At 61.4% G+C, this 25,896-nt stretch carries 25 protein-coding genes and 1 other RNA gene; 13 read left to right on the top strand and 13 right to left on the bottom strand.

The window, feature by feature from the left end:
• Window positions 1-209: 209 nt before the first annotated feature.
• Entirely contained in the window at window positions 210-1,382 is a 1,173-nt protein-coding gene (gene metC, locus PQU94_RS09840; protein WP_272741292.1) for a cystathionine beta-lyase, read from the top strand.
• 193 nt (window positions 1,383-1,575) lie between these two features.
• Window positions 1,576-2,307, top strand: a complete 732-nt coding sequence (locus tag PQU94_RS09835) for a helix-turn-helix transcriptional regulator (RefSeq protein WP_272741291.1) — start codon at window positions 1,576-1,578, stop codon at window positions 2,305-2,307.
• A 165-nt stretch (window positions 2,308-2,472) separates the two neighbouring features.
• Here the strand turns inward: PQU94_RS09835 and PQU94_RS09830 are convergent, their stop codons facing one another.
• The 6 genes from PQU94_RS09830 to PQU94_RS09805 all read right to left on the bottom strand — a co-directional run bounded on the left by PQU94_RS09830 (window position 2,473) and on the right by PQU94_RS09805 (window position 9,488).
• Window positions 2,473-2,949, bottom strand: coding sequence for an Hsp20 family protein (locus tag PQU94_RS09830; protein WP_272741290.1), 477 nt, complete (start codon window positions 2,947-2,949; stop codon window positions 2,473-2,475).
• A 258-nt stretch (window positions 2,950-3,207) separates the two neighbouring features.
• The gene (gene fba, locus PQU94_RS09825) at window positions 3,208-4,248 is read right to left on the bottom strand and encodes a class II fructose-bisphosphate aldolase (protein ID WP_272741289.1); all 1,041 of its coding nucleotides are present in this window, start codon (window positions 4,246-4,248) and stop codon (window positions 3,208-3,210) included.
• A 136-nt stretch (window positions 4,249-4,384) separates the two neighbouring features.
• Window positions 4,385-5,578, bottom strand: a complete 1,194-nt coding sequence (locus PQU94_RS09820) for a phosphoglycerate kinase (protein WP_272741288.1) — start codon at window positions 5,576-5,578, stop codon at window positions 4,385-4,387.
• A gap of 388 nt (window positions 5,579-5,966) precedes the next feature.
• The gene (gene gap / locus PQU94_RS09815) at window positions 5,967-6,989 is read right to left on the bottom strand and encodes a type I glyceraldehyde-3-phosphate dehydrogenase (RefSeq protein ID WP_272741287.1); all 1,023 of its coding nucleotides are present in this window, start codon (window positions 6,987-6,989) and stop codon (window positions 5,967-5,969) included.
• A gap of 180 nt (window positions 6,990-7,169) precedes the next feature.
• The gene (locus tag PQU94_RS09810) at window positions 7,170-8,750 is read right to left on the bottom strand and encodes a sensor histidine kinase (protein ID WP_272741286.1); all 1,581 of its coding nucleotides are present in this window, start codon (window positions 8,748-8,750) and stop codon (window positions 7,170-7,172) included.
• A gap of 12 nt (window positions 8,751-8,762) precedes the next feature.
• On the bottom strand, window positions 8,763-9,488 hold the full coding sequence (locus tag PQU94_RS09805) for a response regulator (protein WP_272741285.1): 726 nt from the start codon (window positions 9,486-9,488) through the stop codon (window positions 8,763-8,765).
• 173 nt (window positions 9,489-9,661) lie between these two features.
• On the opposite strand from PQU94_RS09805, the gene PQU94_RS09800 reads away from it, so the two are divergent.
• Window positions 9,662-10,132: an EF-hand domain-containing protein gene (locus PQU94_RS09800; RefSeq protein WP_272741284.1), complete on the top strand. Its 471-nt coding sequence runs from the start codon at window positions 9,662-9,664 to the stop codon at window positions 10,130-10,132.
• Between the two features lie 22 nt (window positions 10,133-10,154).
• On the opposite strand, the gene PQU94_RS09795 is transcribed toward PQU94_RS09800, so the two are convergent.
• The 4 genes from PQU94_RS09795 to tkt form a co-directional block, all read right to left on the bottom strand.
• Complete coding sequence (locus PQU94_RS09795) at window positions 10,155-10,856, bottom strand: pseudouridine synthase (RefSeq protein WP_272741283.1); 702 nt, start codon at window positions 10,854-10,856, stop codon at window positions 10,155-10,157.
• A complete protein-coding gene (locus PQU94_RS09790) occupies window positions 10,853-11,857 on the bottom strand; it encodes a class I SAM-dependent methyltransferase (RefSeq protein WP_272741282.1) in 1,005 nt (334 codons plus the stop codon). The genes PQU94_RS09795 and PQU94_RS09790 overlap by 4 nt, the downstream gene beginning before the upstream one ends.
• Window positions 11,858-11,944: 87 nt before the next feature.
• On the bottom strand, window positions 11,945-12,154 hold the full coding sequence (locus PQU94_RS09785) for a cold-shock protein (RefSeq protein ID WP_013479141.1): 210 nt from the start codon (window positions 12,152-12,154) through the stop codon (window positions 11,945-11,947).
• 258 nt (window positions 12,155-12,412) lie between these two features.
• The gene (gene tkt / locus PQU94_RS09780) at window positions 12,413-14,425 is read right to left on the bottom strand and encodes a transketolase (protein WP_438263740.1); all 2,013 of its coding nucleotides are present in this window, start codon (window positions 14,423-14,425) and stop codon (window positions 12,413-12,415) included.
• Window positions 14,426-14,598: 173 nt separating this feature from the next.
• Between tkt and PQU94_RS09775 the strand changes: the two genes are divergently transcribed.
• Together PQU94_RS09775 and PQU94_RS09770 are read left to right on the top strand one after the other, a co-directional pair.
• Entirely contained in the window at window positions 14,599-14,910 is a 312-nt protein-coding gene (locus tag PQU94_RS09775; protein ID WP_272741281.1) for a DUF4164 family protein, read from the top strand.
• Window positions 14,910-15,239, top strand: a complete 330-nt coding sequence (locus PQU94_RS09770; RefSeq protein ID WP_013479138.1) for a cell division protein ZapA — start codon at window positions 14,910-14,912, stop codon at window positions 15,237-15,239. Before PQU94_RS09775 ends, PQU94_RS09770 begins: the two co-directional genes overlap by 1 nt.
• Before the next feature lie 94 nt (window positions 15,240-15,333).
• Here PQU94_RS09770 and PQU94_RS09765 read toward each other — a convergent pair whose 3' ends face one another.
• Together PQU94_RS09765 and PQU94_RS09760 are read right to left on the bottom strand one after the other, a co-directional pair.
• Window positions 15,334-15,723: a glyoxalase superfamily protein gene (locus PQU94_RS09765; RefSeq protein WP_272741280.1), complete on the bottom strand. Its 390-nt coding sequence runs from the start codon at window positions 15,721-15,723 to the stop codon at window positions 15,334-15,336.
• 1 nt (window position 15,724) lies between these two features.
• On the bottom strand, window positions 15,725-18,004 hold the full coding sequence (locus PQU94_RS09760; protein WP_272741279.1) for a beta-glucosidase: 2,280 nt from the start codon (window positions 18,002-18,004) through the stop codon (window positions 15,725-15,727).
• Between the two features lie 199 nt (window positions 18,005-18,203).
• On the opposite strand from PQU94_RS09760, the gene ssrS reads away from it, so the two are divergent.
• The 5 genes from ssrS to PQU94_RS09735 all read left to right on the top strand — a co-directional run bounded on the left by ssrS (window position 18,204) and on the right by PQU94_RS09735 (window position 22,099).
• Window positions 18,204-18,368: non-coding RNA, 6S RNA (gene ssrS / locus PQU94_RS09755), on the top strand.
• Window positions 18,369-18,669: 301 nt separating this feature from the next.
• The gene (locus PQU94_RS09750) at window positions 18,670-19,689 is read left to right on the top strand and encodes a TerC family protein (RefSeq protein ID WP_272741278.1); all 1,020 of its coding nucleotides are present in this window, start codon (window positions 18,670-18,672) and stop codon (window positions 19,687-19,689) included.
• A 173-nt stretch (window positions 19,690-19,862) separates the two neighbouring features.
• Window positions 19,863-20,450, top strand: coding sequence for a 5-formyltetrahydrofolate cyclo-ligase (locus PQU94_RS09745; protein WP_272741277.1), 588 nt, complete (start codon window positions 19,863-19,865; stop codon window positions 20,448-20,450).
• Entirely contained in the window at window positions 20,450-21,283 is an 834-nt protein-coding gene (locus PQU94_RS09740) for a TIGR00282 family metallophosphoesterase (RefSeq protein ID WP_272741276.1), read from the top strand. The genes PQU94_RS09745 and PQU94_RS09740 overlap by 1 nt, the downstream gene beginning before the upstream one ends.
• A gap of 57 nt (window positions 21,284-21,340) precedes the next feature.
• Window positions 21,341-22,099, top strand: coding sequence for a YebC/PmpR family DNA-binding transcriptional regulator (locus PQU94_RS09735; protein ID WP_272741275.1), 759 nt, complete (start codon window positions 21,341-21,343; stop codon window positions 22,097-22,099).
• An 85-nt stretch (window positions 22,100-22,184) separates the two neighbouring features.
• On the opposite strand, the gene PQU94_RS09730 is transcribed toward PQU94_RS09735, so the two are convergent.
• Window positions 22,185-22,322 (bottom strand): hypothetical protein, encoded by a 138-nt coding sequence (locus tag PQU94_RS09730; protein ID WP_272741274.1) that lies wholly within the window; start codon window positions 22,320-22,322, stop codon window positions 22,185-22,187.
• Between the two features lie 231 nt (window positions 22,323-22,553).
• On the opposite strand from PQU94_RS09730, the gene PQU94_RS09725 reads away from it, so the two are divergent.
• The 3 genes from PQU94_RS09725 to mreC all read left to right on the top strand — a co-directional run bounded on the left by PQU94_RS09725 (window position 22,554) and on the right by mreC (window position 25,893).
• Window positions 22,554-23,354: a TVP38/TMEM64 family protein gene (locus tag PQU94_RS09725; RefSeq protein WP_272741273.1), complete on the top strand. Its 801-nt coding sequence runs from the start codon at window positions 22,554-22,556 to the stop codon at window positions 23,352-23,354.
• 189 nt (window positions 23,355-23,543) lie between these two features.
• Window positions 23,544-24,587, top strand: coding sequence for a rod shape-determining protein (locus PQU94_RS09720; protein ID WP_272741272.1), 1,044 nt, complete (start codon window positions 23,544-23,546; stop codon window positions 24,585-24,587).
• Between the two features lie 235 nt (window positions 24,588-24,822).
• A complete protein-coding gene (mreC, locus tag PQU94_RS09715) occupies window positions 24,823-25,893 on the top strand; it encodes a rod shape-determining protein MreC (protein WP_272741271.1) in 1,071 nt (356 codons plus the stop codon).
• Window positions 25,894-25,896: the final 3 nt, after the last annotated feature.

The following is a 25,896-nucleotide window of genomic DNA, read 5'->3' as shown; positions in this document are numbered from 1 at the left end:
AATGCAATTTGGTAGGAATTTTACGCGCGTCTTCTGATAACGCCACAGCCTACCCCATGACGCAGCATATGCCAAATCCACGACAATTGGTCAGGCGACGATTTTTGCCAGGTCGGATTAGTCGTTCTAATCTGCGATCCGGTCAATCTTCACTTGCGCCTGACGCCGTTCAGCGGCAGAGCAGTCATCGTATACGAAAGGCCCTTCCCATGCGTGAAACCACCCGCGTCATCTCCCCGGTTCTGGATAAGCCCCGCAGCCGCCGCGCCGTCAATACGGGCGTCGAGCGCGGATCGACCGTGCTGATGGAAAGCGCCGAGGTGCTGTATCGTGACGATATCAAGCCGACCTATGGCACCGAAGGCCTTTCGACGCAGCGCGAACTGTGTCGCCTGCTGGCCGAACTGGAGGGGGCGGAGGAGGCCTTTATCTTGCCCAGCGGACTGGCGGCGCAGACCCTGCCCATCTTCGCGGTGCTGAAGGCCGGCGATCATGTGCTGGCGGTCAATTCGGCCTATCGCCCGGTGCGGCGCTTCCTCGATACGCAACTGGCGCGCTTTGGCGTCGATGTCACCTGGTATGCACCGTCAGCGACGCCAGACGAAGTGATGGCGCTCGCCACCGAAAAGACGAAGCTGATCTATCTCGAAAGCCCCGGCTCGCTGACCTTTGAAATTCAGGACATCCCGGCGATTGCGCAAGCCGCCAAAGCGCGCGGCATCCTGACCTTCTGCGACAACACCTATGGGGCGGGCGTCCTGTTCAAGCCGCTGGCGCACGGGGTCGATATGTCCATGCAGGCCCTGACCAAATATGTCGGCGGCCATTCCGACGTGCTGATCGGGTCGGTGGCGGTCAATGATCCGGCGCTGGCCAAGGCGATTTACGACGCCATCAAGGCGTGGGGCTTCTTCACTTCGGCCGACGAATCCTATCTGGCCTTGCGCGGTCTGCGCACCCTGCACCTGCGTCTCAAACAGTCGGGCGAGGCGGGTCTGAAGGTGGCGCAATGGCTCACCACCCGCCCCGAAGTGATCCGCGTGGTCCATCCGTGGCTGGACAGCCATCCGGGCAGCGACGTCTTCCGCCGGGATTTCAGCGCGCCCAACGGCCTGTTCCTGGTGGTGCTCAAAGGCGACGGCGAACCGGCTTCGCAGCGCTTTCTCAACGCGCTTAAACTGTTCGGGCTGGGTTTTTCGTGGGGCGGCTATGAGAGCCTCGCCGTCAATTGTGAACCGCAATTTATCGGCCGTCACAAGCTGACGCCCGAAGACCATGCGCCGCTGGAAGGCAGCTATGTGCGCCTCTATGTCGGCCTCGAAGACCCCGATGACCTGATCGCCGATATCGAACAGGCTCTGGATCATTTCGTTTCTTTATAGAAACGAAATGATCCAGATTTTTGTCTTTCAGTCCCTCGCCGGGCGGCGGCTCTGCCGCCTTGGCCGCCGCCTTAATGGCGGCTTGAGCGGAATGATCAGAAATCATTCCGCTTAGCGACTTTGTAGATTTTGTTTTTGCTTTGTTCCTTTGTTTGCGATATGTCCGTAGGTGGACTGACGCAGGGGAAGGGATATGTCGCGCGCCGCCCGGCTTTTGAATTTGCTACAGATTTTGCGCCGGCACCGCTATCCGGTAACCGGTGACTGTCTGGCGCAGGAGCTGAACGTCTCGCTGCGCACCCTCTATCGGGACGTTGATGCCCTGCGCGCGCAGGGGGCCGATATCGAGGCCGAGGCCGGGGTGGGCTTCCTTCTGCGGCCCGGTTTCATGCTGCCGCCTCTGATGCTGTCGCACGATGAGATCGAGGCCATTGCGTTGGGCGTCAAATGGGTGGCCGGGCGCACGGACAAGGCCATCTCGGCGGCGGCGGTCAATGCGCTGGCCAAGATCAATGCCGTTCTGCCCGACGATATGCGCGACAGCCTGCAAACGACCGGCCTGATGGTGCCACCGCCGTGGAAGGACGCCGAGGTAACGGAGTTTGAGGACCGCTACCTCAAAATGATCCGGCAGGCGCTGAAGTCCGAACGCAAGCTGATCATGGACTATAGCGATGTAAAGGAGGCCACGACGGCGCGTATCGTCTGGCCCGTGGCGCTGGGCTTTTACGAGCGGGCGCGGCTGCTGGTCGGCTGGTGCGAATTGCGGCAGGATTTCCGGCATTTCCGCTCTGACCGCATCCGCAACCTGAGCGTCGCCGATGAGCGTTATCCGACCCGGCGTATGGTCCTGCTCAGACAATGGCGCGAGCAGGAGGACGCCATGTACCGGGCCTATGAGGCACGTCAGGCCGAGACGGCATAAAAACCGGAAGCGAGGGGCGCTTCCGGCGAAGTTTCGGAGGGGGAGAGAAAGAAGGGGCGGGTCGCATCCCTCATCAGAGAGACACAAGAGACGCGACCCGGTCGGTCAGGGATCAGGGGCACCGATACGCGCTGACCGAAGCGGCCGTCAGTGCAAGAACAACGCTTACTCTGCGGCTTCCAGCGCCTGCGGGGTGTTGCCGGAGGTCTTGATGGCGATCTGCTTCGGCTTCTTGGCTTCCGGGATTTCGACCACCAGATTAAGGGTCAGCAGCCCGTTGGCCAGTTCAGCTTCGGTGACGCGGATATGGTCGGCCAACTGGAAGCGGCGCTCAAAGCTGCGTTCGGCCAGACCGCGATGCAGGAAGGTGCGTGACCCGTCTTCGGCGTCCTTCTTGCCGGTGACGGTCAGGACGTTTTCCTTGACCTCGATATTCAGTTGATCGGGGCGGAAGCCAGCGACGGCGATTTCGATGCGGTAGGCGTCGCCATCCCCATCGGTACCAGTGGCGATGCGTTCGATATTGTACGGCGGCCAGCCCGGCGCGGTATCGGTGCGCGCGGCGGAGTCGAGCAGGCTGACCAGACGGTCAAAGCCAACGGCGCTGCGGTACAGGGGGGAAAAGTCGATTTGAGTACGCATGAAAGTCTCCTTATCCAAAGCGAGATCGACAGCGGCGTAGAGCTGTCTTGGGTTGTCGGTTGGAGCGCTGGCGCATCCCCGAAACGGGCGATGAAGCGGTCCAGAAAGACCCGGTGTCGGCGTCTTACGTCTATGGATTTGGGGAGGGTTGGGGCCGCTTCAAGAGGTGCCGCAAAATTTTATAAACAAAAAAGCGCAGGCGTGGGGCCTGCGCTTTTCGATAGTCGTCCCCCGAACGCGGGGGAGGTATGATATAAATTAAGCCAGATAGTATTTCGCCATGCTCGACAAAGGCTTGGCCTTGATCTTCGAGGCATTGCCGGCGGTGCCGAACTGCACAAAGCGGTCATAGCAGACCTGCTGCATGGCTTCCTTGGCGGGCTTCAGATAGCCCCGCGGATCGAAACTGGCCGGGTTTTCGATCAGAAACTTGCGGATCGTGCCGGTGATGGCCATGCGGCAATCGGTGTCGATATTGATCTTGCGCACGCCGATCTTGATGGCCTTTTGCAGTTCTTCGACCGGCACGCCGTAGGTTTGCGGCATCTCACCGCCAAAGGCGTTGATCAGGTCCTGAAGCTCCTGCGGCACCGAGGAGGAGCCGTGCATGACAAGGTGGGTGTTGGGAAGGCGCTTGTGGATCTCGGCAATGACATGCATGGCCAGCACTTCGCCGTCGGGCTTGCGCGAGAACTTGTAGGCGCCGTGCGAGGTGCCCATCGCGATCGCCAGGGCATCGACATTGGTTTTGGCCACAAAATCAACGGCCTGATCCGGGTCGGTCAGCAGTTGCGAATGGTCGAGCACGCCTTCGGCCCCGTGGCCGTCTTCGGCCTCGCCCATGCCCGTTTCCAGCGAGCCCAGCACGCCCAGTTCGCCCTCGACCGACACGCCGCAGGCGTGGGCGAAATCGACAACGGTCTTGGTCACATTGACATTGTACTCATAATCGGCGGGCGTCTTGGCGTCGGCCATCAGCGAGCCGTCCATCATCACCGAGGTAAAGCCGTTCTGAATGGCCGTGGCGCAGGTCGCCGGCGAATTGCCGTGGTCCTGGTGCATGACGATCGGCAGTTCCGGATAGATTTCGACCAGAGCGTCGATCATCTTGGTCAGCATGATGTCGTGCGCGTAGTTGCGCGCACCGCGCGACGCCTGAATAATGACCGGGCTTTCGGCCTTGCGGGCGGCGTCCATGACGGCCAGCCCCTGTTCCATATTGTTGATGTTGAAGGCCGGTACGCCGTAATCGTTCTCGGCCGCGTGGTCGAGAAGCTGGCGCAGACTGATACGAGCCATGATAAATTTCCCTCTTTCATATGCTCAGTGAGGACCCTGCGGACTGGCCGGTTTCCGGTCTCAGGCCGCAAGGTCTGAAAATCATTTAAATATTAGTCCTTCTGGCTCCCTGACGCCAGAGCGATAGCCTTTTCACTTAACCGAGTGCGGAGACGCCGGGCAAGTCCTTGCCTTCCATCCATTCGAGGAAAGCACCGCCCGCCGTGGACACAAAGGTCATGTCCTGCGCCACACCGGCGTGGTTCAGCGCGGCGACGGTATCGCCGCCACCAGCCACGGCGACCAGCTTACCCGATTGCGTTTGTTCTGCCGCAAATTTCGCCGCTTCGACGGTCGCGGCGTCAAACGGTGGCAGTTCGAACACACCCAGAGGCCCGTTCCAGATCAGGGTTTTGGAGTTGGCGATGACGTCTTTCAGTTGCGTCACCGTTCTGGGGCCCGCGTCAAAAATCTTGTCGTCAGCGCTGAGGGGGGGCCCCAGATCGACCGTGCGGTTGGCCGCGTGCGCCTTGAAGTCCTGCGCCACGACGACATCGAGCGGCAGCAGGATGCGGCAGCCTTTGGCTTCGGCCTCTTTCAGGATTTCGAGGGCCGTGTCCTTAAGGTCTTTTTCGCAGAGGGAGCCGCCGACTTCGTGTCCCTGGGCATAGAGGAAGGTGTTGGCCATGCCGCCGCCGATGGCCAGCGCATCGAGCTTACCCACCAGATTTTTCAGCAGGTCGAGCTTGGTGGAGACTTTGGAACCGCCGACGATACCGATGGTCGGGCGCACGGGTGTGCCCAGTGCAGCGTTCAGCGCGTCCAGTTCGCGGCGCATCGACTCCCCGGCATAGGCGGGCAAAAGTTTCGCCACGCCTTCGGTCGAGGCGTGGGCGCGGTGGGCGGCGGAGAAGGCGTCATTGACGTAGATATCGCCAAGCGCGGCCAGTTGTGCGGCAAAGTCGGGATCGTTCTTTTCTTCGCCCGCATGGAAGCGCACGTTTTCGAGCAAGGCCACGCCTCCGGCGGGCAACAGTTTCAGGACATCGGCGGCGTCCGCACCCACGCAGTCATCGGCAAAGGCAACGGTGGTGCCCAGCAGTGCCGACAGGGCCGGGGCGACGAACCGCAGCGACATTTCCGGCACGACCTTGCCCTTCGGGCGGTCGAAGTGCGCCAGAAGCGCTACTTTCGCGCCTGATTTTTGCAGCTTTTCGATGGTCGGTAAGGCCACCTTCAGCCGCGTGTCGTCGGTGATGCGACCGTCTTCGACCGGCACGTTGAAATCGACGCGCACCAGCGCGGTCTTGCCGTGAAGGTCGGATACATCATCAAGGGTTTTGAAGGTCATGTCTTCGTCGTCCTTAGGCTTTTACAGAAACAGCCTAGTTGAAATTTGGGGGATAGGTCCAGTTTAAGAATAAGCTGCCTAAAAGCCAGCCGAATACGAATAGGGCTGTGAGGCTAAGAATATCGAGAATGATGGTTCCCAAAGATTGTCTAGGAGTAGTTTTGGCAATCATGTATGCACCAATCAGAAGGCTAAGAGCTACTGGTGCGGTCCATATTAAATAAATACTATTGACGTAATAATTTAACGCCAAAACGGCCAAGCTCATAAAATGAATAAATCCAGATATGAAGCTTCCTGTGAGCCATAACCATAATGCGACATTCCTTTTCACCCCGCGCCCCCGCAATAAAAACCCCGCCGGATTACTCCGGCGGGGCCTGGCTTATTACAGGAACTTGCCCAGCGCGACGGCGGTGTCCGACATGCGGGTCGAGAAGCCCCACTCATTGTCGTACCAGGTCAGGATGCGCACGAACTGACCGTCAATGACCTGCGTCTGCTTGAGCGCAAAGGTCGAAGAGGCCGGGTTGTGGTTGAAGTCCGAAGAGACCAGCGGCTCATCTGTATAGGCGAGGATGCCCTTCATCGGGCCGTCGGCGGCGGCGATGATGGCGGCGTTTACCTCTTCGACCGTGACCGGGCGCGACGGCACGATCTTCAGGTCCACCACCGAAACGTTCGGGGTCGGCACGCGGATTGACGAGCCGTCCAGCTTGCCTTTCAGGTGCGGCAGGACGAGGCCCACGGCCTTGGCGGCACCGGTCGAGGTCGGGATCATGCTCAGCGCCGCGGCGCGGGCCCGATAAAGGTCCTTGTGCATGGTGTCGAGCGTCGGCTGATCACCCGTATAGGAGTGGATCGTCGTCATATAGCCGCGCTCGATGCCGCACAGGTCCGACAGGACCTTGGCCACCGGCGACAGGCAGTTGGTGGTGCACGAAGCGTTGGAGATGACCGTGTCTTCGGCGGTCAGGGTGTCGTGGTTGACGCCATAGACGATGGTCTTGTCGGCATTGTCGCCGGGGGCCGAGATGATGACCTTCTTCGCGCCGGCTTCGAGGTGGGCCGAGGCCTTTTCCTTCGACGTGAAGATGCCGGTGCATTCCATGGCGATATCGACCTTGAGCGCCGCGTGCGGCAGTTCGGCCGGGTTCTTGATCGCCGTCACCTTGATCGGGGCATAGGTCTTGCCATTGGCGGTGATGATCAGGCTGTCGCCATCGACCTTCACTTCGGCCGGGAACTTGCCATGCACGGAGTCGTAACGCAGCAGGTGGGCGTTGGTTTCGACCGGGCCGAGATCGTTGATCGACACCACTTCGATGTCGGTACGGTTGTTCTCGATGATCGAACGCAGAACCAGACGGCCGATACGACCAAATCCGTTAATCGCCACACGTAAAGTCATTGTCACATCCCTTGTGCTCAGGGCCGTCGAAACCGGCGGCAAATCCATGCTTTTGCGACCTTGGTTTTGTCACTAAGTCTCGCCAAGTCAAGCGTAAAATGCCGCGCTGCGGCGCGTGGTAGCGCTACCCGGTGCACGCCTTGTTTCGTAAGGTAACAGGGGCGGTTTGGACGATGCCCCTCAGGCCAGAGGCAGGCTGAGGATCGCATCCAGCCCCGCGATCTGACCGTTGGCATAGCGGTTACGCAGGATCAGCGTCCCCTTGTGCGCCTCGCTCAGGGCGCGGGCGACGCTGAGCCCCAGACCTGCCCCGCCCGTGTCGCGGTTACGTGAGGATTCCAGCCTGTGGAAGGGCTCAAACACCGTCTCCAGTGCCGTCTCCGGTATGCCAGGACCGTCGTCGCTGACCGTCACCACCACCTGATCGCCGTCGCGACGCACGCTGAGCCGCGATCCGCCCGCATAACGATGGGCGTTTTCGAACAGGTTACACAGGATGCGTTTGAGCGCGATGCTGTCGGCCCTGACGGTCAGACGAGGTTCTATCGGACCCATCTGCACATTGTGCAGATCGGCCATGTCTTCGGCCAGACTTTCGGCCAACGCGCTGAGGTCGAGCCTTACCACGTTCTGCGCCATCTTGTCCGCCGAAGCAAAGGTCATGGCCGAACGGATCAGGCTGTCCATATGGGCGATGTCCTGAGCAATCTTGTCGCGCTCTCTGGCGGGCAGGCTTTCGATGCGCAGCCGTAACCGCGCCAGCGGGGTTTTGAGGTCATGGGCGATGGCCGCAATCACCGCCGTGCGGCTTTCGACGTGCTTACGGATGCGGACCTGCATGGCGTTCAGCACCTGCGTGGCCTGCCGCACCTCAGCGGGACCGCTTTCCTTCAGGGGTTCGGCGGCGGGATCGAAGTCGATCTTGGCGGCCCCTTCGGCCAGGGCCGCGATCGGCTGCGTCAGGCGGCGCGACAGAAGCCACGCCACGGGCGCAATCAGGGCGGCGGTCAGGAGAAAACCGAGCAGCAGACTGACCTGCCACGGTTCGGGAAACTGCCGAGGCAGGATCAGGTTGCGGTAACGTCCGTCCGGCAACTGAAGCGCCGCGCGGAAGGCGGGGAAGGTGATCTGCTCATTGAAGCCGGGCGGCAGGTTGTTGATCAGAAAAGCCTCCCGCATGCGGTGCAGGGTCGCGCTATCCGCCACAGAGCCGGGGGGCGCGGCGGGCGGCTGTTGCGGAGCGGGGCGACCGATACGTTCGACAACCATGCTGTGAACGACGAGGCCCTGATTAGCGGGGGCCTCAGCGTCCGGGCCGTGAGTGTCCGGACGATGCGGCCCCTTATCCGGCAGGCGAAAGACCATGCGGTCCGGGCCAAAGCGGTTGCGGCGAAAGTCCGGGCGGCCGTCGATAAAGACGCGGCTTTCCGGCACCTTGAGGGATTGAGCCAGCCTCTGGCGCATCAGCCGTTCAAAGCCATTTTCACCGAAAGGATGCGGCGGCTTTTCGCGGATAAAGGCGGGCGGAGTGCTGAGGGTTTCGGTTTTGAGCGTGCGGCCATTGCGCAGTTTCACCTGTCCTTCGCTCAGCGCCCTGGCCGCCTCGCTCAGCGTGTAGCCGGAGGGTTTGGGCGGCGGCATTAGCACCACCAGCGCAATATTGATCAGGATAGAGATGATCAGCACGAAGACGCACAGGCCCATGACCTGCGTAAAGATAGGCAGTCGGCTCAGGGCGCGGGGCAGGGAAGGCAGGGTCACGGTGGGAAGGGCTTACTTCAAGGGGCGGAACATGTAGCCGACGCCGCGAATGGTGCGGATGATTTCCTCACCATCGTTCGCCTCGTCGTTCAGCTTACGGCGCAGGCGCGAAATCTGCACGTCAATTGCGCGGTCGAAATTGTCGCTGTTGGGACCATGCAGATGATCGAGAATCTGATCACGGGTGAGGGCGCGGCCCGGTCGTTCCAGAAACACACGCAACAGTTCGAATTCGGCATTGGACAACGCCACCTGCACACCGTCAGGCCGTTGCAGCGTGCGCTTGATATTGTCCAGCGTCCAGCCAAAGAAGGCGGTGAAGGGCGAGCTTTCGGCCTGACCGCGCCCTTCGCCGCGACGCAGCACCGCCCGGATGCGCGCCAGAAGTTCGCGCGGATGGAACGGCTTGGCCAGATAGTCATCGGCGCCCAGTTCGAGACCCACGATGCGGTCGATCTCCTCGCCCTTGGCCGAGAGCATAACGACCGGTGGTCCGCCCTTCTGGTTCAGGCGCTTGCAGATCGACAGGCCATCCTCGCCCGGCATCATGTAGTCGAGCACCACAAGGCCGATATCGCCGCGTTGAAGCACCTTATCCATCTCGCGCCCGCTGGCGGCGGTGTGGACGTCAAAACCGTTCTGGCTGAGGAAGCCCGAAATCAGTTCGCGGAGGTCGAAATCGTCATCGACGACGAGGATGTGCGGGCGGGGGGCGCTACTGATGGTGTCGGGCGTCATGAGAGATCTTACGTGTAGTCGGGAACAGGCGTGACTTATGACGCGACATCTGGGTCGCAGAATGTCGGCCCGGACACACCAAGACACATTTTGGTCAAATTTCAACCAACACTGAAATTCTGAGGACATGTCGCCCGTGCATTCTGGGGCCTCCATATGTTGGGAGACACCCCATGACACGTAATCGCCTGTTCCTGTCCGGCCTTGTGGCCGGCAGCGCCCTGATCGTCGCAAGCCTGCCCGTATGGGCCGAAGACAAGGCGGCCCCGCCACCCCCGCCGCCACCGGCTTTCGAGGCGATGGACAGCAATCGCGATGGCCAGATCAGCAAGGCTGAGTTTGAGGCCTTCCGGCCTCCGCACTGCGCACCCGTTGGCACGGAAGGTCCCGATGCCAAAGGCCCGCCGATGGGGCCGCCCCGGCTGGAGACGCTGGACACGGACCATGACGGCAAGCTGTCATGGGCGGAGGTTTCGGTCCCTCTGAAAGCGCAATTCGATGCCGCCGATAGCAATAAAAACGGCTTTATCGACTCCGATGAACGTCCGGCCCTGCCCAGACCACCGCAGGGTCCGGACGGCAAGGGCCCCAAAGGAGACATCCTGAGGTTCCATCATGACGCGTGCGGGCCACAGAAGAAGTAGGCCGTTTTCTCAGCTTTTTTTCTCAGCTTTGCAGCAGACCGTCGCGTTCGGCGGTCGTCAGAAGCCGCCATTTGCCGGGCCGCAGATCGCCGAGCGTCAGATCCCCCATCTGCGCCCGGTGCAGGGCTTCGACGTGGTTGCCGACAGCGGCGAACATGCGGCGCACCTGATGATAACGCCCTTCATAGAGGGTCAGGCGCGCGGTCTTTTCGCCCGTCTGTTCCATGGTGGCGGGCTTGAGTGGTGTCTTTTCCGACTCGAGCATCAACTCACCGGAGGCAAAGATCGCCGCCTCATGCCCTTCGAGCGGGCGGGCCAGCGTCACCTCGTAGATTTTGGCGACGTGGTTTTTGGGCGAGATGATGCGATGCAGATAGTCGCCATCGTCAGTGAACAGCAGCAGGCCTGACGTGTCCGAATCGAGCCGTCCGACGGTGGACAGGACGGGCTTACGCTCGCTGAACCGATGTGGCAGCAGCTCATAGACCAGCTTGCCTTTGTCTTTCAGCGAACAGACATAGCCGGTCGGCTTGTTGAGCATCAGCACCACGCCGTGTGCTGGATCGAGCGCGCGCTCATTGAAGCGGATATCCTCATGGGCGGTTTTGGCGTCGTCTTTCAGGACGTTGCCTTCGGCGTCGGTGACGATCCCCATGCGGATATACTTCTGCACCTCCTTGCGCGACCCGTAGCCGAGATTGGCCAGCAGTTTGATCAGCCTCATTTAATCCCCCGATAGACCTTGTAGTCGCGGTCTTCGTGCAGCAGGCTGACGCTCTTGAAGGCGGCTTTCAGCCCGGCTTCATAGGGCAGGTGGCGGTTGGCGACCATATACAGGCTGCCGCCGGGTTTTAGCGCGGCGGAGGCGCTGCGGATAAAGGCCTGCCCCAGTTCCGGCTGATCGGCGCGCCCGGCATGAAAGGGCGGATTAGAGACGATAAAGTCGTAGGGGCCGTCGATACCCTTGGTCACGTCGTGCCAGCGGTAACGGACTCGTTCGCCATAGGCGTCGAGATTGATTTCGGCCAGTTCTATCGCCCGCTGCTCGGCCTCATAGAGATCGAGGCGTACTTCCGGATGGCGGCGCAATACCTCATCGCTCAGATAGCCGTAGCCGCCGCCCAGATCGGCGCCATGGCCGCTTAAGGCGGGCAGATGCGCCACCAGTCGCTCAGAGCCCGCATCAATGCGGTCCCAGGCGAACAGGCCGGGGCGGCTTTGGAAGCGCCCATCAACAATCGCGCGCGGTGCATCGAGCGTCCGCCACTGCGCCACCTGATCGGCGTTGATCGCGTCGGTGGTGGCCCAGAAGGCGCGGCACTTGTTCTTCGACAGCGAGGCGACCGTACCGCACAGGGTTTTCAGGTCGTTTTCGACCGTCTTGGCCCCTTCGAGATTGGACACGCAGGCCAGCACGATGCCGCCAGGTTCGGCGTTTTCGACGGCGCGGGCCAGAAGCGCGCGGTATTCCTCGCGCTGACGCGGCGGCACAACGATCACCAGCGGATAGCGTGCCGTATCGCTGGCCACGCGCAGGGTGAAGCCCGCCTGTTTCAGCCGGTCGTGTTCGGGTTTGAAGCTTTGTTCGCAGATCAGGCGCGTGCGGTCCACACCGCTTAAGGCTGCGCCATAGCGGGCGCGCAGGAAGAGGGCAGGGGTGGTAGGCCAGTCGATCAGGCCGTCATCGAACGGGCGGAACAGGGTATCGAGTACAGGGTCTTGCATCGGGGGCTTTTGGCACAGCCGCGGCGCAAATGCAAAAAAGCCGCCCCGTATGGAGCGGCTTTTTCATTCAGCAAAAGCTGAAAAGGCTTAGGCGACCTGAAGGTTTTCAGCCGACATCTTGCCCGAACGCTTGTCGCGGGCCAGTTCGAAGGTGACCTTCTGGCCTTCGTTGAGGCCGCGCAGGCCCGAACGCTCAACAGCCGAGATGTGCACGAACACGTCGTTGCCACCGTCGTCCGGCTGAATGAAGCCATAACCCTTGGTTCCGTTGAACCACTTAACCGTACCTGTGCTCATGATAAATTCCTTTCAAAGGCAGCGTGGTAGTCGTCGATCTATGAAAGGAAGTTCGCAGATACGGCCGGGGCCGCAGTAGAAAGTCGCAGTTCAAAAGTCGATGCCAAAGACCGTACAGGCATAGAGAGGGCGCGTCAAACACCAAAGGGCCGATCACGCGGCTTTGACCCGTGCAATCGGTTTCTGTGACCTTTTGACCTATGTAAAAGGCGCGGACCTAAGCCCGCACCTGATAAAGAGGGGCTCCAAAAGCCGTGATTACCCCGCCTTGGCCGCCAGTTTCGCCGTGACCTTCTCGACCACGGCCTCCTTGGTGATGCCGAACTGCTTATACAGCACGTCCTGCGGCGCGGAGCCGCCGAAGCTGCTCATGCCGACGAAGATACCATCCTGCCCGATAAAGCGCTCCCAGCCCAGCGATACCGCGGCTTCGATGGCGACATTGACCGGGGCCTTGCCAATGACTTCGGCCTGATATTTGGCGGGCTGACGGTCGAACAGCGCCCAGCACGGCGTTGAAACGACACGGGTCGGGATGCCTTGCGCTTCGAGCGCCTCAGCCGCCGCAACGGCGACCGAGACTTCGGTGCCCGATGAGAAGATCGACACCTTGGCTTCGCCGGAAGCGGCTTTCAGCTCATAGGCGCCTTTGGCCGACAGGTTGCCGCCCTGATGACGCACCGCCGGGACCTTCTGACGCGACAGCACCATCAGCGACGGCGTCTTGCGCTCAAGAAGGGCCGCTTTCCAGCATTCCGCCGCTTCGACAATATCCGCCGGGCGGAAGGTCAGGAGGTTCGGCATGGCGCGGAAGCTGGCCAGATGTTCGACCGGCTGGTGCGTGGGGCCGTCTTCGCCGACGCCGATCGAGTCGTGCGTCAGGACGTTGATGACGCGAATGCCCATCAGGGCCGCCAGACGGATAGCCGGACGTGAATAGTCGGAGAAGACGAAGAAGGTGCCCGAATAGGGGATGATGCCGCCGTGCAGAGCCATACCGTTCAGCGCCGCCGACATGCCGAATTCGCGGATGCCGTAGTGCACGTAGCGACCGTCATAGGCCGGGGCGTCAAAGGCGGTCATGCCCTTGACGAAGGTATTGTTCGAACCGGTCAGGTCGGCCGAGCCGCCGATCATTTCGTCGATGTGTGGCACAAGCTGCGCCAGAGCCGCCCCGGACGCCGAGCGCGTCGCATCGCCCGCCTTCAGTTCCAGTTGCTTTTCGATGTGGGCGTCCAGTGCCTCGAACGCATGGGCGGGCAGGTCGCCGGCCATGGCGCGCTCAAAGGCGTCGCGTTGCGGATGTGCCTTCAGGGCCGCTTCCCACGCCTTGCGCGGACGTGCGGCCTTGCGGCCGGCGGCTTCCCACGCCTTCTTGATCGGCGCGGGCACGGTCCAGGCCTCGGCCTCCCAGCCCATGGCCTTGCGCGCCAGTTCGATATCGCTGTCGAACAGGGTGTAGCCGTGCGAATGGGGGTCGCCTTCCTTGGGGCCAGCGCCCTTGGAAATCAGGGTCTTGCAGGCCAGCAGGACCGGCTTCGACTGCTGCGTGGCCCAGCGCATGGCCGCCGCGATCTTCGAATGGTCGTGGCCATCGACGGCCTTTACCGCCCAGCCAGCGGCCTTGAAGCGCGCCAGTTGGTCGCCGGTTTCGGCAATGGTCGCCACGCCGTCGATGGTGACGTTGTTGTCGTCCCACAGCACGATCAGCTTGTTGAGTTTCAGACGACCGGCCAGAGAGATGGCTTCGTGCGACACGCCTTCCATCAGGCAGCCGTCACCGGCGATAACCCAGGTGCGGTGATCGACGATCTCATCGCCAAAGCGCGCATTGAGGTGGCGTTCGGCCATGGCCATACCCACGGCGGTCGCCAGCCCCTGACCCAGCGGGCCGGTGGTGCATTCAACGCCCGCCGTATGGCCGTATTCCGGGTGGCCGGCGGTGGTCGAGCCCCACTGACGGAAGTTTTTGATGTCTTCCATCGACACCGACTTGAAACCCGTCAGGTGCAGCAGCGAATAGATCAGCATCGAGCCATGACCCGCCGACAGCACAAAGCGGTCGCGGTCGGCCCAGTCGGGCTTTTTCGGATCGTATTTGAGGAACTTCGTCCACAAAACGGTCGCCACATCGGCCATGCCCATCGGCATCCCCTGGTGGCCGGACTTGGCGCGATGCACCGCCTCCATCGACAGGACGCGAATCGCATCCGCCATCACGGTCGGGGACGGCTTGGCAGTGGGGAGGCCAGGGATCGGCGGCAGGGACATGGCATTCTCAAACAAATACGGGGGGTGAGGTTGCGCGGTCCTTTAGCCCATCTGCCGGACAATGGCCATATTCGAGTTTTAGGAATTTGGCTCCGCAGGGGTGTATAGGGCTAATTTTCGCCTTTCAGGCTGCATGACTTGTGAAGCAGGCCTTTAGGAAGTACAGTCAACCCATGGAAAATGCTCAGAACACGGCTCAGCTTTCTCCGGTCGCGGGCGCCAGTCTGTCAGCGGCGGTCGAGCGTCTGGACAATGCGCTCAATGCGCTGGAAACTCGTATGCGCGATCTCAAAGAGCGCAGCGAAACCCAGGGAGGCGATTCGTCTCCGACAGAAAACGCCGCCGAGGCGCGCCGTCTTCAGGGGGAAATTGACGCCCTGAAGGTGCGTGAAAAAGCGCTCGAAGCCGCCGCCTCCGAGGCGTTTGAGGCACTGGGTGTCGCCGCCAAGGATATCCGTCAACTTCTCAACGAGCAGGCCGCCTGATGGCTGAGGTTACGGTCAAGGTCAATAACAAGCCCTATACGGTGGGCTGCGCCGACGGTCAGGAAGCGCGTGTGCAGGAACTGGCGCGCGTCTTTAATGACCACGTGGAAATGGTGGTGTCCGACGTCGGGGCGATCGGTGAGGTGCGCCTGTTCCTGATGGCGTCCCTGCTGCTTGTCGATGAGATGGAAGAACTGCGCGCACAACTCGAAGAGGCGCAGTCGGCGCAGGCGCGCATGTCCGCCGGAGCCTTTGAGATCGAACGCAAGGCGGCCTTTGCCATTTCCGACGCCGCCGAACGGCTGGAAAAGCTGGTCGGTGAAGTTTAAGGCGGAATGATTTCTCATGGAATCATTCCGCTCAAGCCGCCATTGAGGCGGCGGCCAAGGTGGCGCAGCCACCGCCCGGCGAGGGACTAAACATCTATGGGCGGCTTTCGTCGCTCACGCGTCCGAATTTAAGCAAATTCCCATGCGGGTCATGGACGTAAAATTCGGTCATGCCCCACGGCCTCGGCAGGATGGGCGACAGATGCAGACATTCCTTTTGCCTGAACTCTTCGTGCAGCCTGTCTATGCTGCCCCCGCGAATATAGACCGCGCTCTGTTCACACAGGTCGCGGCGATCCGTAAGCCAGAAGTGCAGTTCAATCGGTGAACCGAAGGCATCGCGTCTGAGGATCAGATAGTTGTGATCCTCAAACACGGTGGCGTCGAAACCCAGAAACTCACTGTAGAAGCTCTGGGTTTCGCTTAGTGACAGGCTGGGCAGGATAGGCAGAACCTCAAGGCGATCGTCCTCTGCCGCAGCCATGTTACTTCCCTCTCACATCGTACTTTTGCGCGTTCAGCGTGACGCTGGTTTTGCTGACGGCATCCGTGGCCGAGCGGGCGAGGCTCACGTCGTAGGCACCGGCGGCGACGTTCCACGTCTTTGACGCGCTGTCGAAACTGGCCAGAAGGCGCGGATCAACCGCCACCGTCACCGTCTTCGACTCGCCGGGTTTCAGCGCCACCTTGTCCCAGCCGCCGAGGCGCTTGGGCGCTTCCCAGCCCGCCGAGGCCGGGGCCGAAACATAGACCTGCGGCACGTCCGAAGCGGCGACCTTGCCCGTATTGGTCACGGTGAAGCTGACGCTCAGCCTGTCCCCCGCCGTCGAGGTCTTCAGGTCGCTGTAGCCGAAGGTCGAATAGGTCAGGCCGTGGCCGAAGGCGAACAGCGGCTTAAGGCCCTTCTTGTCGAACCACTTGTAACCGATGGCTGCGCCTTCGATGTCGTAATTGACCTGCGTGCGGATCGTGTCGCTCTTGGGGTCACCGTCGAGCTTGGGTCGCGGCAACTGATCGAGCGAGGCCGCAAAGGTTACCGGCAGGCGGCCTGATGGCGAGACTTCACCGGTCAGGACGCGGGCAATGGCCGTGCCGCCCTTGGTGCCGGGATACCAGGCTTCGACCACGGCCCCGACCTTCGACAACCACGGCATGAAGACCGGCCCGCCCGTTTGCAGCACGACGACGGTCTTTTTATTGGCCTTGGCCACCGCGTCGATCAGGGCGTCGGCGTTTTCATCGAGCTTCAGTTCGGCGTCGATGGATTCGCCCGTCCACTGGGTGCCGAACACGATAACCACGTCCGCGCCTTTGGCCGCCTTCACGGCCGCCTTCACATCCTTGCCGTCATGATAGACGACGTCGGCCCTGGTGCGGGCTTTCAGCGCTTCGACCGGCGGGTCCGGATAGTAGGTGAGGGGGCCGGGGAAGGCCTTGGGGCCCAGGCCCAGATCCTTGACCGGGTTGCCGCCCTGACCGTAGACCTGCGACGAGCCGCCGCCGGAAATCACGCCCTTATCCGCATAGCCGCCGATGACGACGATCTTTTTGGCCGTCGTGGCCAACGGCAGTAGTCCGGTGTTTTTCAACAGCACTATGCCGCCTTCGGCATCAGCCTGAGTGACGGCGGCGTGCGCCTTGAAGTCGATCTGGTCCTCGGCCACCGGCACCGGCGTGTCGAACGCGCCGGTCGAAACCAGGCCCCACAGGATGCGGCGCGCCATGTCGTCGAGGCGCTCCTGCTTCACAAAGCCATTTTCCACCGCTTCTTTCAGCGGGCCCGCAAAATAGTTGCCTTTGTCGAACGGATAGCCCGACTGCTGATCGAGGCCGGCATTGGCAGCGGGAATGGTCGAATGGGTCGCGCCCCAGTCCGACATCACATAGCCCTTATAGCCCCAGTCCTTCTTCAGGACTTCGTTCAGCAGATAGTCGCTTTCGCAGGCATAGACATTGTTGACGCGGTTATAGGCGCACATCACCGAGGCCGGATTGCCGGTTTCGATGGCGAACTGAAACGCCAGCAGGTCGGATTCGCGCCCCGCCTTGTCCGAAATATTGGAGGAGGCGGTGAAGCGGTTGGTTTCCTGCGCGTTGTAGGCGTAGTGCTTGACCGTCGAAATGATCTTGTTCGACTGGATGCCGCGGATCTGCTCCCCGACGATGACGCCGGCCAGCAGCGGGTCTTCGCCACCATATTCGAAGTTACGGCCATTGCGCGGTTCGCGCATCAGGTTGACGCCCCCGGCCAGTTGCACGTTAAAGCCCGACAGACGCGCTTCGCGGCCGATCATCGCGCCGCCCTTGAAGGCCAGGTCGCGGTCCCAGGTTGCCGCCGTGGCCATGCCCGACGGCAGGGCGGTGCGCAGACGCGGCTTATCACCGACCTGAGAGGCGACGCCGACGCCTGCGTCGGTCTGCCACTGATTGGGGATGCCCAGACGCGGCACGCCGAAGACAAAGCCGGCCGATTGGTGGTGGCTTTCGACCGGCGGCTTCCAGTTCAGCCCGGCAATGTCGCCGCGCGCATTGAGCCAGTCACCGGCAGAGGCAAAGTGCCCGAAAACCAGTTTCAGCTTTTCATCCTGCGTCATTTCCTTGAGCAGAAGCTCGACGCGGGTGTCGGCGTCCAGACGGGTGTCGGTCCACGGCGTGGCCTTGGGGGCTTCGGCCGCCGCAGGCGCCTGAGCCAGGGCGGGAACGGTGGAGACGAAGGCGAAGCCGAGGGCGGCCGTCGCCAGCAGGCTGAGCTTGAAAGTGCGCATGATCAGTGTCCCTGGAATGATTTTGTTATGGGGAGATTTCATAATCCGGGATTGAATGTCTGTGAAGTCATTTTTTATGACATCGGTGTCGTGTTTGTCTGGCTCAGGACAAGGTCATCGCTTTATGATGGATTTACAAAAGCCTGCGCTGGTCCCCCTTGTAAGGGCGCAGTGTTGCGCCTAGATTGTGTGACGGCGGGTCGTGCTGCGGCTCACGTCAGCGAACACCTAATCCTTCTGACCTTAATCTCTTAGAACGGGAGCTGTCCCTGACTGGGATCGTGGTCCCTATCATATGGCTCCCACCTGATACGTCAGGTCTGAGTGGATTTAAACGCTTCGCAACGGTTCCCGTGGCGCCGCCACCCTTTTGGGGTGGCTAGGTCGTATTTTTAAGCCTCTCTTGGCGCCGCCATCACCCATGCAAGTCGGGCTTGCGGGGATTTAAACCGCACAATCGTTACAAAGCCAACTTGACAGCCACCGTCTTCGTCTGAAATAAGACGGTTATCCTCAGGGAGTAGCCAGATCGCCGTGTGCGATCGTTTGATGTCGTCAACACGAGCGTAGCTCCGGCATCAGACACCGTTTCGGCGGCGTGGCGAGACTGAGGACGGGTCCGATGGGCCTGTCCTTGTCAACCTCTGAGAGATTGAGTCTCACCTATGGAAACCATTGCTACGCCCCTGATGTGGGGGACGTTCGCGGCCTTTGTCGTCGTCGCGTTGTTTATCGACTTTTTTGCCCTCAACAAACAGGGCGCGCACAAGGTCTCGATGACCGAAGCGGCCATCTGGTCGCTGATCTGGGTCGCCACCTCCTTCGTCTTCCTCGGCATCATGTGGTGGGAGATGGGCGGTCTGACGGGCGATGCCGCCGCTCAGGCGCTGGCCAATACCAAGGCGCTGGAATTTACCACCGGCTATCTGGTCGAAAAGGCGCTGGCGGTCGATAATATCTTCGTCTTCCTGATGCTGTTCACCTATTTCGCCGTGCCAGCAGAGTATCAGAAGCGCGTGCTGATGATCGGGATTCTGATGGCGCTGGTCCTGCGCGCCGGCATGATCGTGGTGGGGGCGTGGCTGGTGGCGCAGTTCCACTGGGTGCTCTACGTGTTCGGCGCGTTTCTGGTGTTCACCGGCTTCAAGATGTGGCTGGCCGCCGGTCAGGAGCCCGATTTGGAAAGCAATCCGGCCCTGAAATGGGTGCGTAAGACCTTCACCATCTCCCCCAATTATGATGGCGAAAACTTCTTCACCCGCCTGAATGGCAAGCGTATCGCCACCCCCCTGCTGATCGTGGTCATCCTGATCGGTATTATCGACGTGGTGTTTGCGGTGGACTCCATCCCGGCTATCTTCGCCATCACCACCGACCCGTTTATCGTCCTGACGTCTAACGTCTTCGCTATTCTGGGCCTGCGCGCCATGTACTTCCTGCTGGCCGGGATGCACGAAAAGTTCCACCTGCTGCCCTATGGTCTGGCGCTGGTGCTGGTGTTCGTTGGTGCCAAGATGCTGCTGATCGACGTCTATAAGATTCCGATTGTGTGGTCGCTGACGGCGACGGCCTCGATACTGGTCCTGACCATGATCCTGTCCATCCTGATCAAGCCGAAGGGCGACGCCCATCCGACCGGGGCCTTCCCCTTCGATTCGAAGAAGACAAACGACACAGACAACTAAGCCTGCGCCCCCTTCGGTTCCCTCCGGAGGGGGCTCTTGCTTTTTACGGTCTGGCATGGCCTTAGAGCGTGTTTCGTTCAGATTGAATCGAAGCCACGCTCTAAATTTCTGGTTTAACGCGCTTTTTTATCCGAAAAGTGCGTCCCACTTTTCGGAAAGCGCTCTACACGCTCATGTCAGACGCCAAAGCCTCCATGCGCAGAGAGATGAAAGCCCGGCGGGCCGCGCTGGCCGCCGCATCGCCGGATGCGGGCGAACGGCTGGCCGAGGCCTTTGTGGCGCGCCGGGCTTGGCCCAGGGCGGCGGTCGTGGCCGGGTTTTACCCCATCAGGGATGAGATCGACCCCCGACGCCTGATGCGTCACTTTCAGGCGCGCGGCTACATTCTGGCCTTGCCCCGTATCGAAGCGGAGGGGCGTATGAGCTTTTGCGCTTACACTCTCGACGAACCGCTGCTGGCGGGACCGTTTGGCACGCAGCAGCCCGGCCCCGATGCGCCGGAGGTGTTTCCCGATCTCATTCTGGCACCGCTTCTGGCCTTTGATCGCCAGGGTGGGCGGCTGGGCTATGGCGGCGGCTTTTACGACCGCGCTTTGGACTATCTTCGCTCGGTAAATCGGAGTAATGAAAATCCATTGCAGGTATGGGGCGTGGCCTTTTCCGCTCAGGAGGTCGCCCGCGTGCCCACCGAATCCCACGATCAGCGTCTCGATGCCGTCCTTACCGAACAGGGCGTGATAGAGATTAGAAAGAACACCTGATGCGCTTTGCTTTTTTCGGTGATGTGGTCGGCCGGGCCGGCCGCGACGCCGTTTCCGAACATCTGCCCTTTGTGCGCCGGGCCCTCGACCTCGAATTTGTCATCGTCAATGCCGAAAACGCTGCCTCCGGCTTTGGCGTGTCGGAAAATACCGCCAATCAGTTGTTCGAGGCCGGTGCGGACTGCCTGACGCTCGGCAACCATTCCTGGGACCAGAAAGAGGCCCTGACCTATATTGTGCGTGAGCCGCGCCTGATCCGCCCGTTGAACTATCCGCCTCTGGCCGATGTGCCGGGGCGGGGGGTCAATCTGTTCGAAACGGCGTCAGGCAAGCGGATTCTGGTGATGAACGCGCTGGGTCTGGTGCATATGGCATCGATGGACGACCCGTTTGCCGCGGTGGACAAGGCGCTGGAAAGCGCGCCGCTGGGGCTGGTGGCCGATGCGGTGGTGGTTGATATCCACGCCGAAGCCACCTCCGAAAAGATGGCCATGGGGCATTTCTGCGACGGACGCGCCTCACTGGTGGTGGGCACCCACACCCATGTCCCGACGGCCGACGCGCAGATCCTGCCCGGTGGCACCGCCTATCAGACCGATGCCGGGGCCTGTGCCGATTACGACAGCGTCATCGGCATGGACAAGGAGGAGCCGCTGCGTCGTTTCACCACGCGCATTGGCAAGGAGCGCTATAAGCCCGCCTCCGGCCCCGCGACCCTGTGCGGCGTCTTTGTTGAGACGGATGACCGGACAGGACTGGCCACCCGCATCGAGCCCATCCGCCTGGGCGGCCGTCTCAAGACGGTGTTGCCAGAACTTCAGGTTTCGGTTTAGAACCGCGCCCAATCCTAATAAGCTGAGCGCGCAGGTGCGCGCTGACAGAGGTTTCCCATGGCTGGCCATAGTAAATTCAAGAACATCATGCACAAGAAGGGCCGCGCCGACGCGGCCCGTTCCAAGCTGTTTTCCAAGCTGGCGCGCGACATCACCGTGGCCGCTAAGTCGGGTATGCCTGACCCGGCCATGAACCCGCGTCTGCGTCTGGCGGTCAACAACGCCAAGGCCGAGTCCATGCCAAAGGACAATATCGACCGCGCCATCAAGAAGGGGGCGGCCGGTGAGTCCGACAATATGGAAGAAATCCGCTACGAAGGCTTCGGGCCGCAGGGCATCGGCATCATCGTCGAAACCCTGACCGATAACCGCAACCGTACCGGCGGCAATGTGCGCTCGTACTTCACCAAGTTCGGCGGCAATCTGGGCGAAACCGGCTCGGTCAGCTTCATGTGGGACCGCATGGGTCAGATCGAGTATCCGCTGAAGGCCGGGTCTGCCGACGCCATCATGGAAGCGGCCATCGAAGCCGGGGCTGCCGATGTCGAAACCGATGAGGACGAGGAAGACGGCGGCCACCTGATCTTTACGGCCTATGAAGACCTCAACGCCGTGACCGAAGCCGTGGCCAAGGTGCTGGGCGATCCCAAGTCCACCAGGTTCATCTGGAAGCCGCAAACCCTGTCGCCCATCACCGGCGACCCGGCCAGGACGCTGATGAAGCTGATCGACGCGCTCAATGACGATGATGACGTACAGGCGGTCTATGCCAATTTCGACATCTCGGACGAAGAGATGGAAGCGCTCAGCGCCTGATCTTTCCGTTATGGTTTCACACAACGAAAAAGGCCGCATCGGTGTTCGATGCGGCCTTTAAGCGTTTGAGAGGGCGTTGTTATGATCAGAGGGCGATCAATAGCGCCACCGCCGCCCACACGGTTATCGACAAGCCCGTAATGCCGACAAGACCATAGGCAACCGCCCGGTCGTACACGGCGTGAGAGGAAGACGATTGTGCCTGGGACAGGGTGAAACGCATGAGGGCACCCATTACTTTTGACAGTAAAGTCGGAAACCGCGCCGCTTGGCAATGGGGGAAATAAAAAAGTTACGCAAGGGTCAAAAGTGACGCCGCGCAAGCTGTGGATGACCGCGCGCGGGCATTCGGCCCGGCCCTGAGCGCAAGGGCTTTACCTGATCGGCCCACCGCGCAGAAACTTTGTGCCGGTCGTATTGATTTCGATTGCGGTCCGTCGCACATAGCGAAGTCATGACCGAAACGCCTGACCCTCACGACGCGGGGCGCGATCGCGCCGACAGCCCGCTGCCCCTGTGGCGGCGCTGCTGTAACTTCCTGTTCGAAATGGACGCCAAGACGGCACGTGCCATCTGGGTGACGCTGGCCCTGTTTGCCATGATCGGCGCCATCTTCCTGATCGGCAAGACCGATTTTGGTCATGAGGTGACGCACGAGTTCGAGCTGTGGATGGCCGAATATCGGGATTCCCCCTGGGGCATTTTTATAGTCATCGCGGTTTTTACCCTCTCGGCCTATATCGGCGCGCCGCAGTTCGTGCTGATCGCGGCGTGCGTGGTGGCCTTCGGGCCGTGGCTGGGTTTTCTCTATTCCTGGGTGGCGACCGTCGTATCGGGTGCAGTGACCTTCTACACGGGGCGTCTGATCGGGGCGGAGACCTTCAACCGTATCGGGGGCGGCCATCTGGGGCGACTGTCGGATTATATCGGGCGTAATGCCTTTTCGGCCTCGTTTATCGTGCGCAATGTCCCTTCGGCGCCCTTTATCATCGTCAACATGGCCTTTGGGGTGTCGAAAGCCCCGTTCACCGGCTTTCTGCTGGGGCTGGCGCTGGGCTCGATACCGAAGACGGCTCTGGTGGCCGTGTTTGGGGATGTCTTCACGCGCATCGTCGAAGGCGGCGACTGGAAGGGGACATTGCTGATTGCCCTGATCGGTCTGGTCTGGCTGGGTCTTGTGGTGCTGACGCGGCATCTGATCGACAAGTGGCGCGAAAGCCGCAACCCCTCCGGCGGGACTGACGAAAATCAATAGTTTACAGGCGTGCGTTTCAAGGTGATTCGAAGTTTTTTTTTGAAGGCCTTGAAATTGACGCGAGATAAGGGCAAGGGAGTTTTCCCCTTGCGGACGGCGCGTGTTTTTCGCGGCGCGACGCCCTTACGGGGCCCCTGCGCCGCCGGTATCCCGGCCACCTCCCAGACAAATTTCTCGCGGTAGTGCTCAATGTTAAAGCCCTTCTTCGGCAGCTTCTCCAACGATATCGCCATCGACCTCGGCACGGCCAATACGCTGGTCTATCAGAAGGGGCGGGGCATCGTGCTCAATGAGCCGTCGGTGGTGGCGCTGCGCAATATGGGCGGACGCAAGGTCGTCCACGCGGTGGGCATTGAGGCCAAGCAGATGCTGGGCCGCACGCCGGGCCATATGGAAGCCATCCGTCCGATGCGCGACGGGGTCATTGCCGACTTCGAAGTCGCCGAAGAAATGATCAAGTACTTCATCCGCAAGGTCCACAACCGCAAAGGTTTCGTGAACCCCAAGGTCATCGTCTGCGTGCCGTCGGGGGCCACCGCCGTGGAGCGCCGCGCCATCAACGACTCGTGTCTCAACGCCGGGGCGCGTCGCGTCGGCCTCCTGCCTGAGCCCATGGCCGCCGCCATCGGTGCAGGCCTGCCTATCCACGAGCCGACGGGTTCGATGGTCGTCGATATCGGCGGCGGTACGACCGAAGTCGCCGTCCTGTCGCTGTCGGGCGTCGTCTATGCCAAGTCGGTGCGCGTCGGGGGCGACAAGATGGACGAGGCCATCACCAACTTCATGCGCCGCAACCACAATCTGCTGATTGGCGAAACGACGGCCGAGCGCATCAAGAAGGACATCGGCACCGCCCGTGTTCCGCATGATGGCGAAGGTCTGGCCATCGAAGTGAAGGGCCGCGACCTGATGCAGGGCGTGCCGCGCGAAGTGCGCATCAGCGAGCGCCAGGCCGCTGAGGCGCTGGCCGAACCGGTGGCGCAGATCATCGAAGCCGTGAAGGTCGCACTCGAAGCCACGCCGCCCGAACTGGCGGCCGATATCGCGGACAAGGGCATCATGCTCACCGGCGGCGGTGCGCTGCTGCGCGGTCTTGATGCGGAAATCCGCGATCAGACGGGCCTGCCGGTGACGATTGCGGAAGACCCGCTGTCATGCGTGGCCATTGGGTGCGGCAAGGTGCTCGAACATCCGCGCTGGATGAAGGGCATCCTCGACTCGACGATGTTCTGATACCACGGTCGTTGAACATGACCCATGGTTCTGGGATTGAAGAGGAAGAGGGCGGAGCCGAAAAATCGGTGGTCCTGTCATCGAACCGTCTACAATTTCCTTGATAGTTTCGGACCGAAACTTGCAGTATCTGTCCTCTGAATGAGGGTCCGGGTGGATCCGGAGGGATGTCGGCGTGCGATACGGGGATAACCAGCCTTTTGAACATCTGAAGCTTCCCATTACGTGGGGGGTTATGATTCTGGTCGCCGCCATCTGCGTGGTGGGGGCGCTGATGTTTCTGGGGGACCGGCGTGGCGGGCTTGACGCCGCCTCCTATGGCAACCGCGCCGGGTTTGATCGCGCCGCCGCCAAGAGCAACAATCTGCTGTCCACGCCGGCCCACTTCGTCAGCGACCGCACCAACGGCATTGAAGACTATTTCTTCGCCGTCAGCGAAAACCGCGTCCTCAAGCAGAAGATCGTCGAGCTGGAAAAGTACCGTGACGCCTATCGTCAGGCCAAGGAACTGAATCGCCGCTACGAGGTGCTGCTCAACCTGCGCACCGAGCCGGAGGTCGAGAGCATCACCGCCCGCTCAGTCTCCGTATCGCGTGGCCCGTTCAACAATAACCGTCTGATTGACGCCGGGACGTCCAAGGGGCTGGCCTTCGGTAATCCGGTGATCAACGAACATGGTCTGGTCGGTCGCGTGGTCGGCGTCAGCCCGGACGTCAGCCGGGTGCTGATGGTCACCGATGTCGTCAGCCGCGTGCCGGTCATGGTGGCGCGCACCGACGCCCGTGCCATGATGGTGGGCGATGGCGGCGGCTTCCCGCGTCTGGAATTTGTGCGTGGCGGCCCGGATGTGCTGAAAAAAGGCGATCAGATCCTGACCTCCGGCGATGGCGGCATCTTTCCGCGTGGTCTGCCGGTGGGCGAAGCGCGCCGCGGTGTCGATGGTGTGTGGCGCGTCGATCTCTACACCAATCGCGGCCCGATTGATCTGGTCAAGGTTCTGAAATTCAAAGATTTTACGCAGCTTCCGCGCGCCGAAGAGGTCTTGCGCACTCCGCTGGTGACCGACCTTCTCCCTGCGCCTCCCGCCCCCTCGGCGGCGTCGCACAGCCCCAGCGCCTCAAGCGCGAGCGCGTCGTCTGGCGCGGCCTCCAGCAGCGCTGCCCCGGCGTCTTCCTCTTCGACGTCTCCGTCTTCGGCGGTGCCGCGTCCGCGGCCGGCCGCGATGTCACAGCCCGTGGCCCCGCGCCCGCAACCCGCTACCGAGGCTCCGGCTTCGGCTTCGCCCGCCAGCGTCAGCGGAGGCTGAGGC

It is taken from the genome of Asticcacaulis currens (assembly GCF_028550395.1).
Classification (GTDB): Bacteria; Pseudomonadota; Alphaproteobacteria; order Caulobacterales; family Caulobacteraceae; genus Asticcacaulis; species Asticcacaulis currens.
This window is presented reverse-complemented; position numbering and strand designations above follow the sequence as displayed.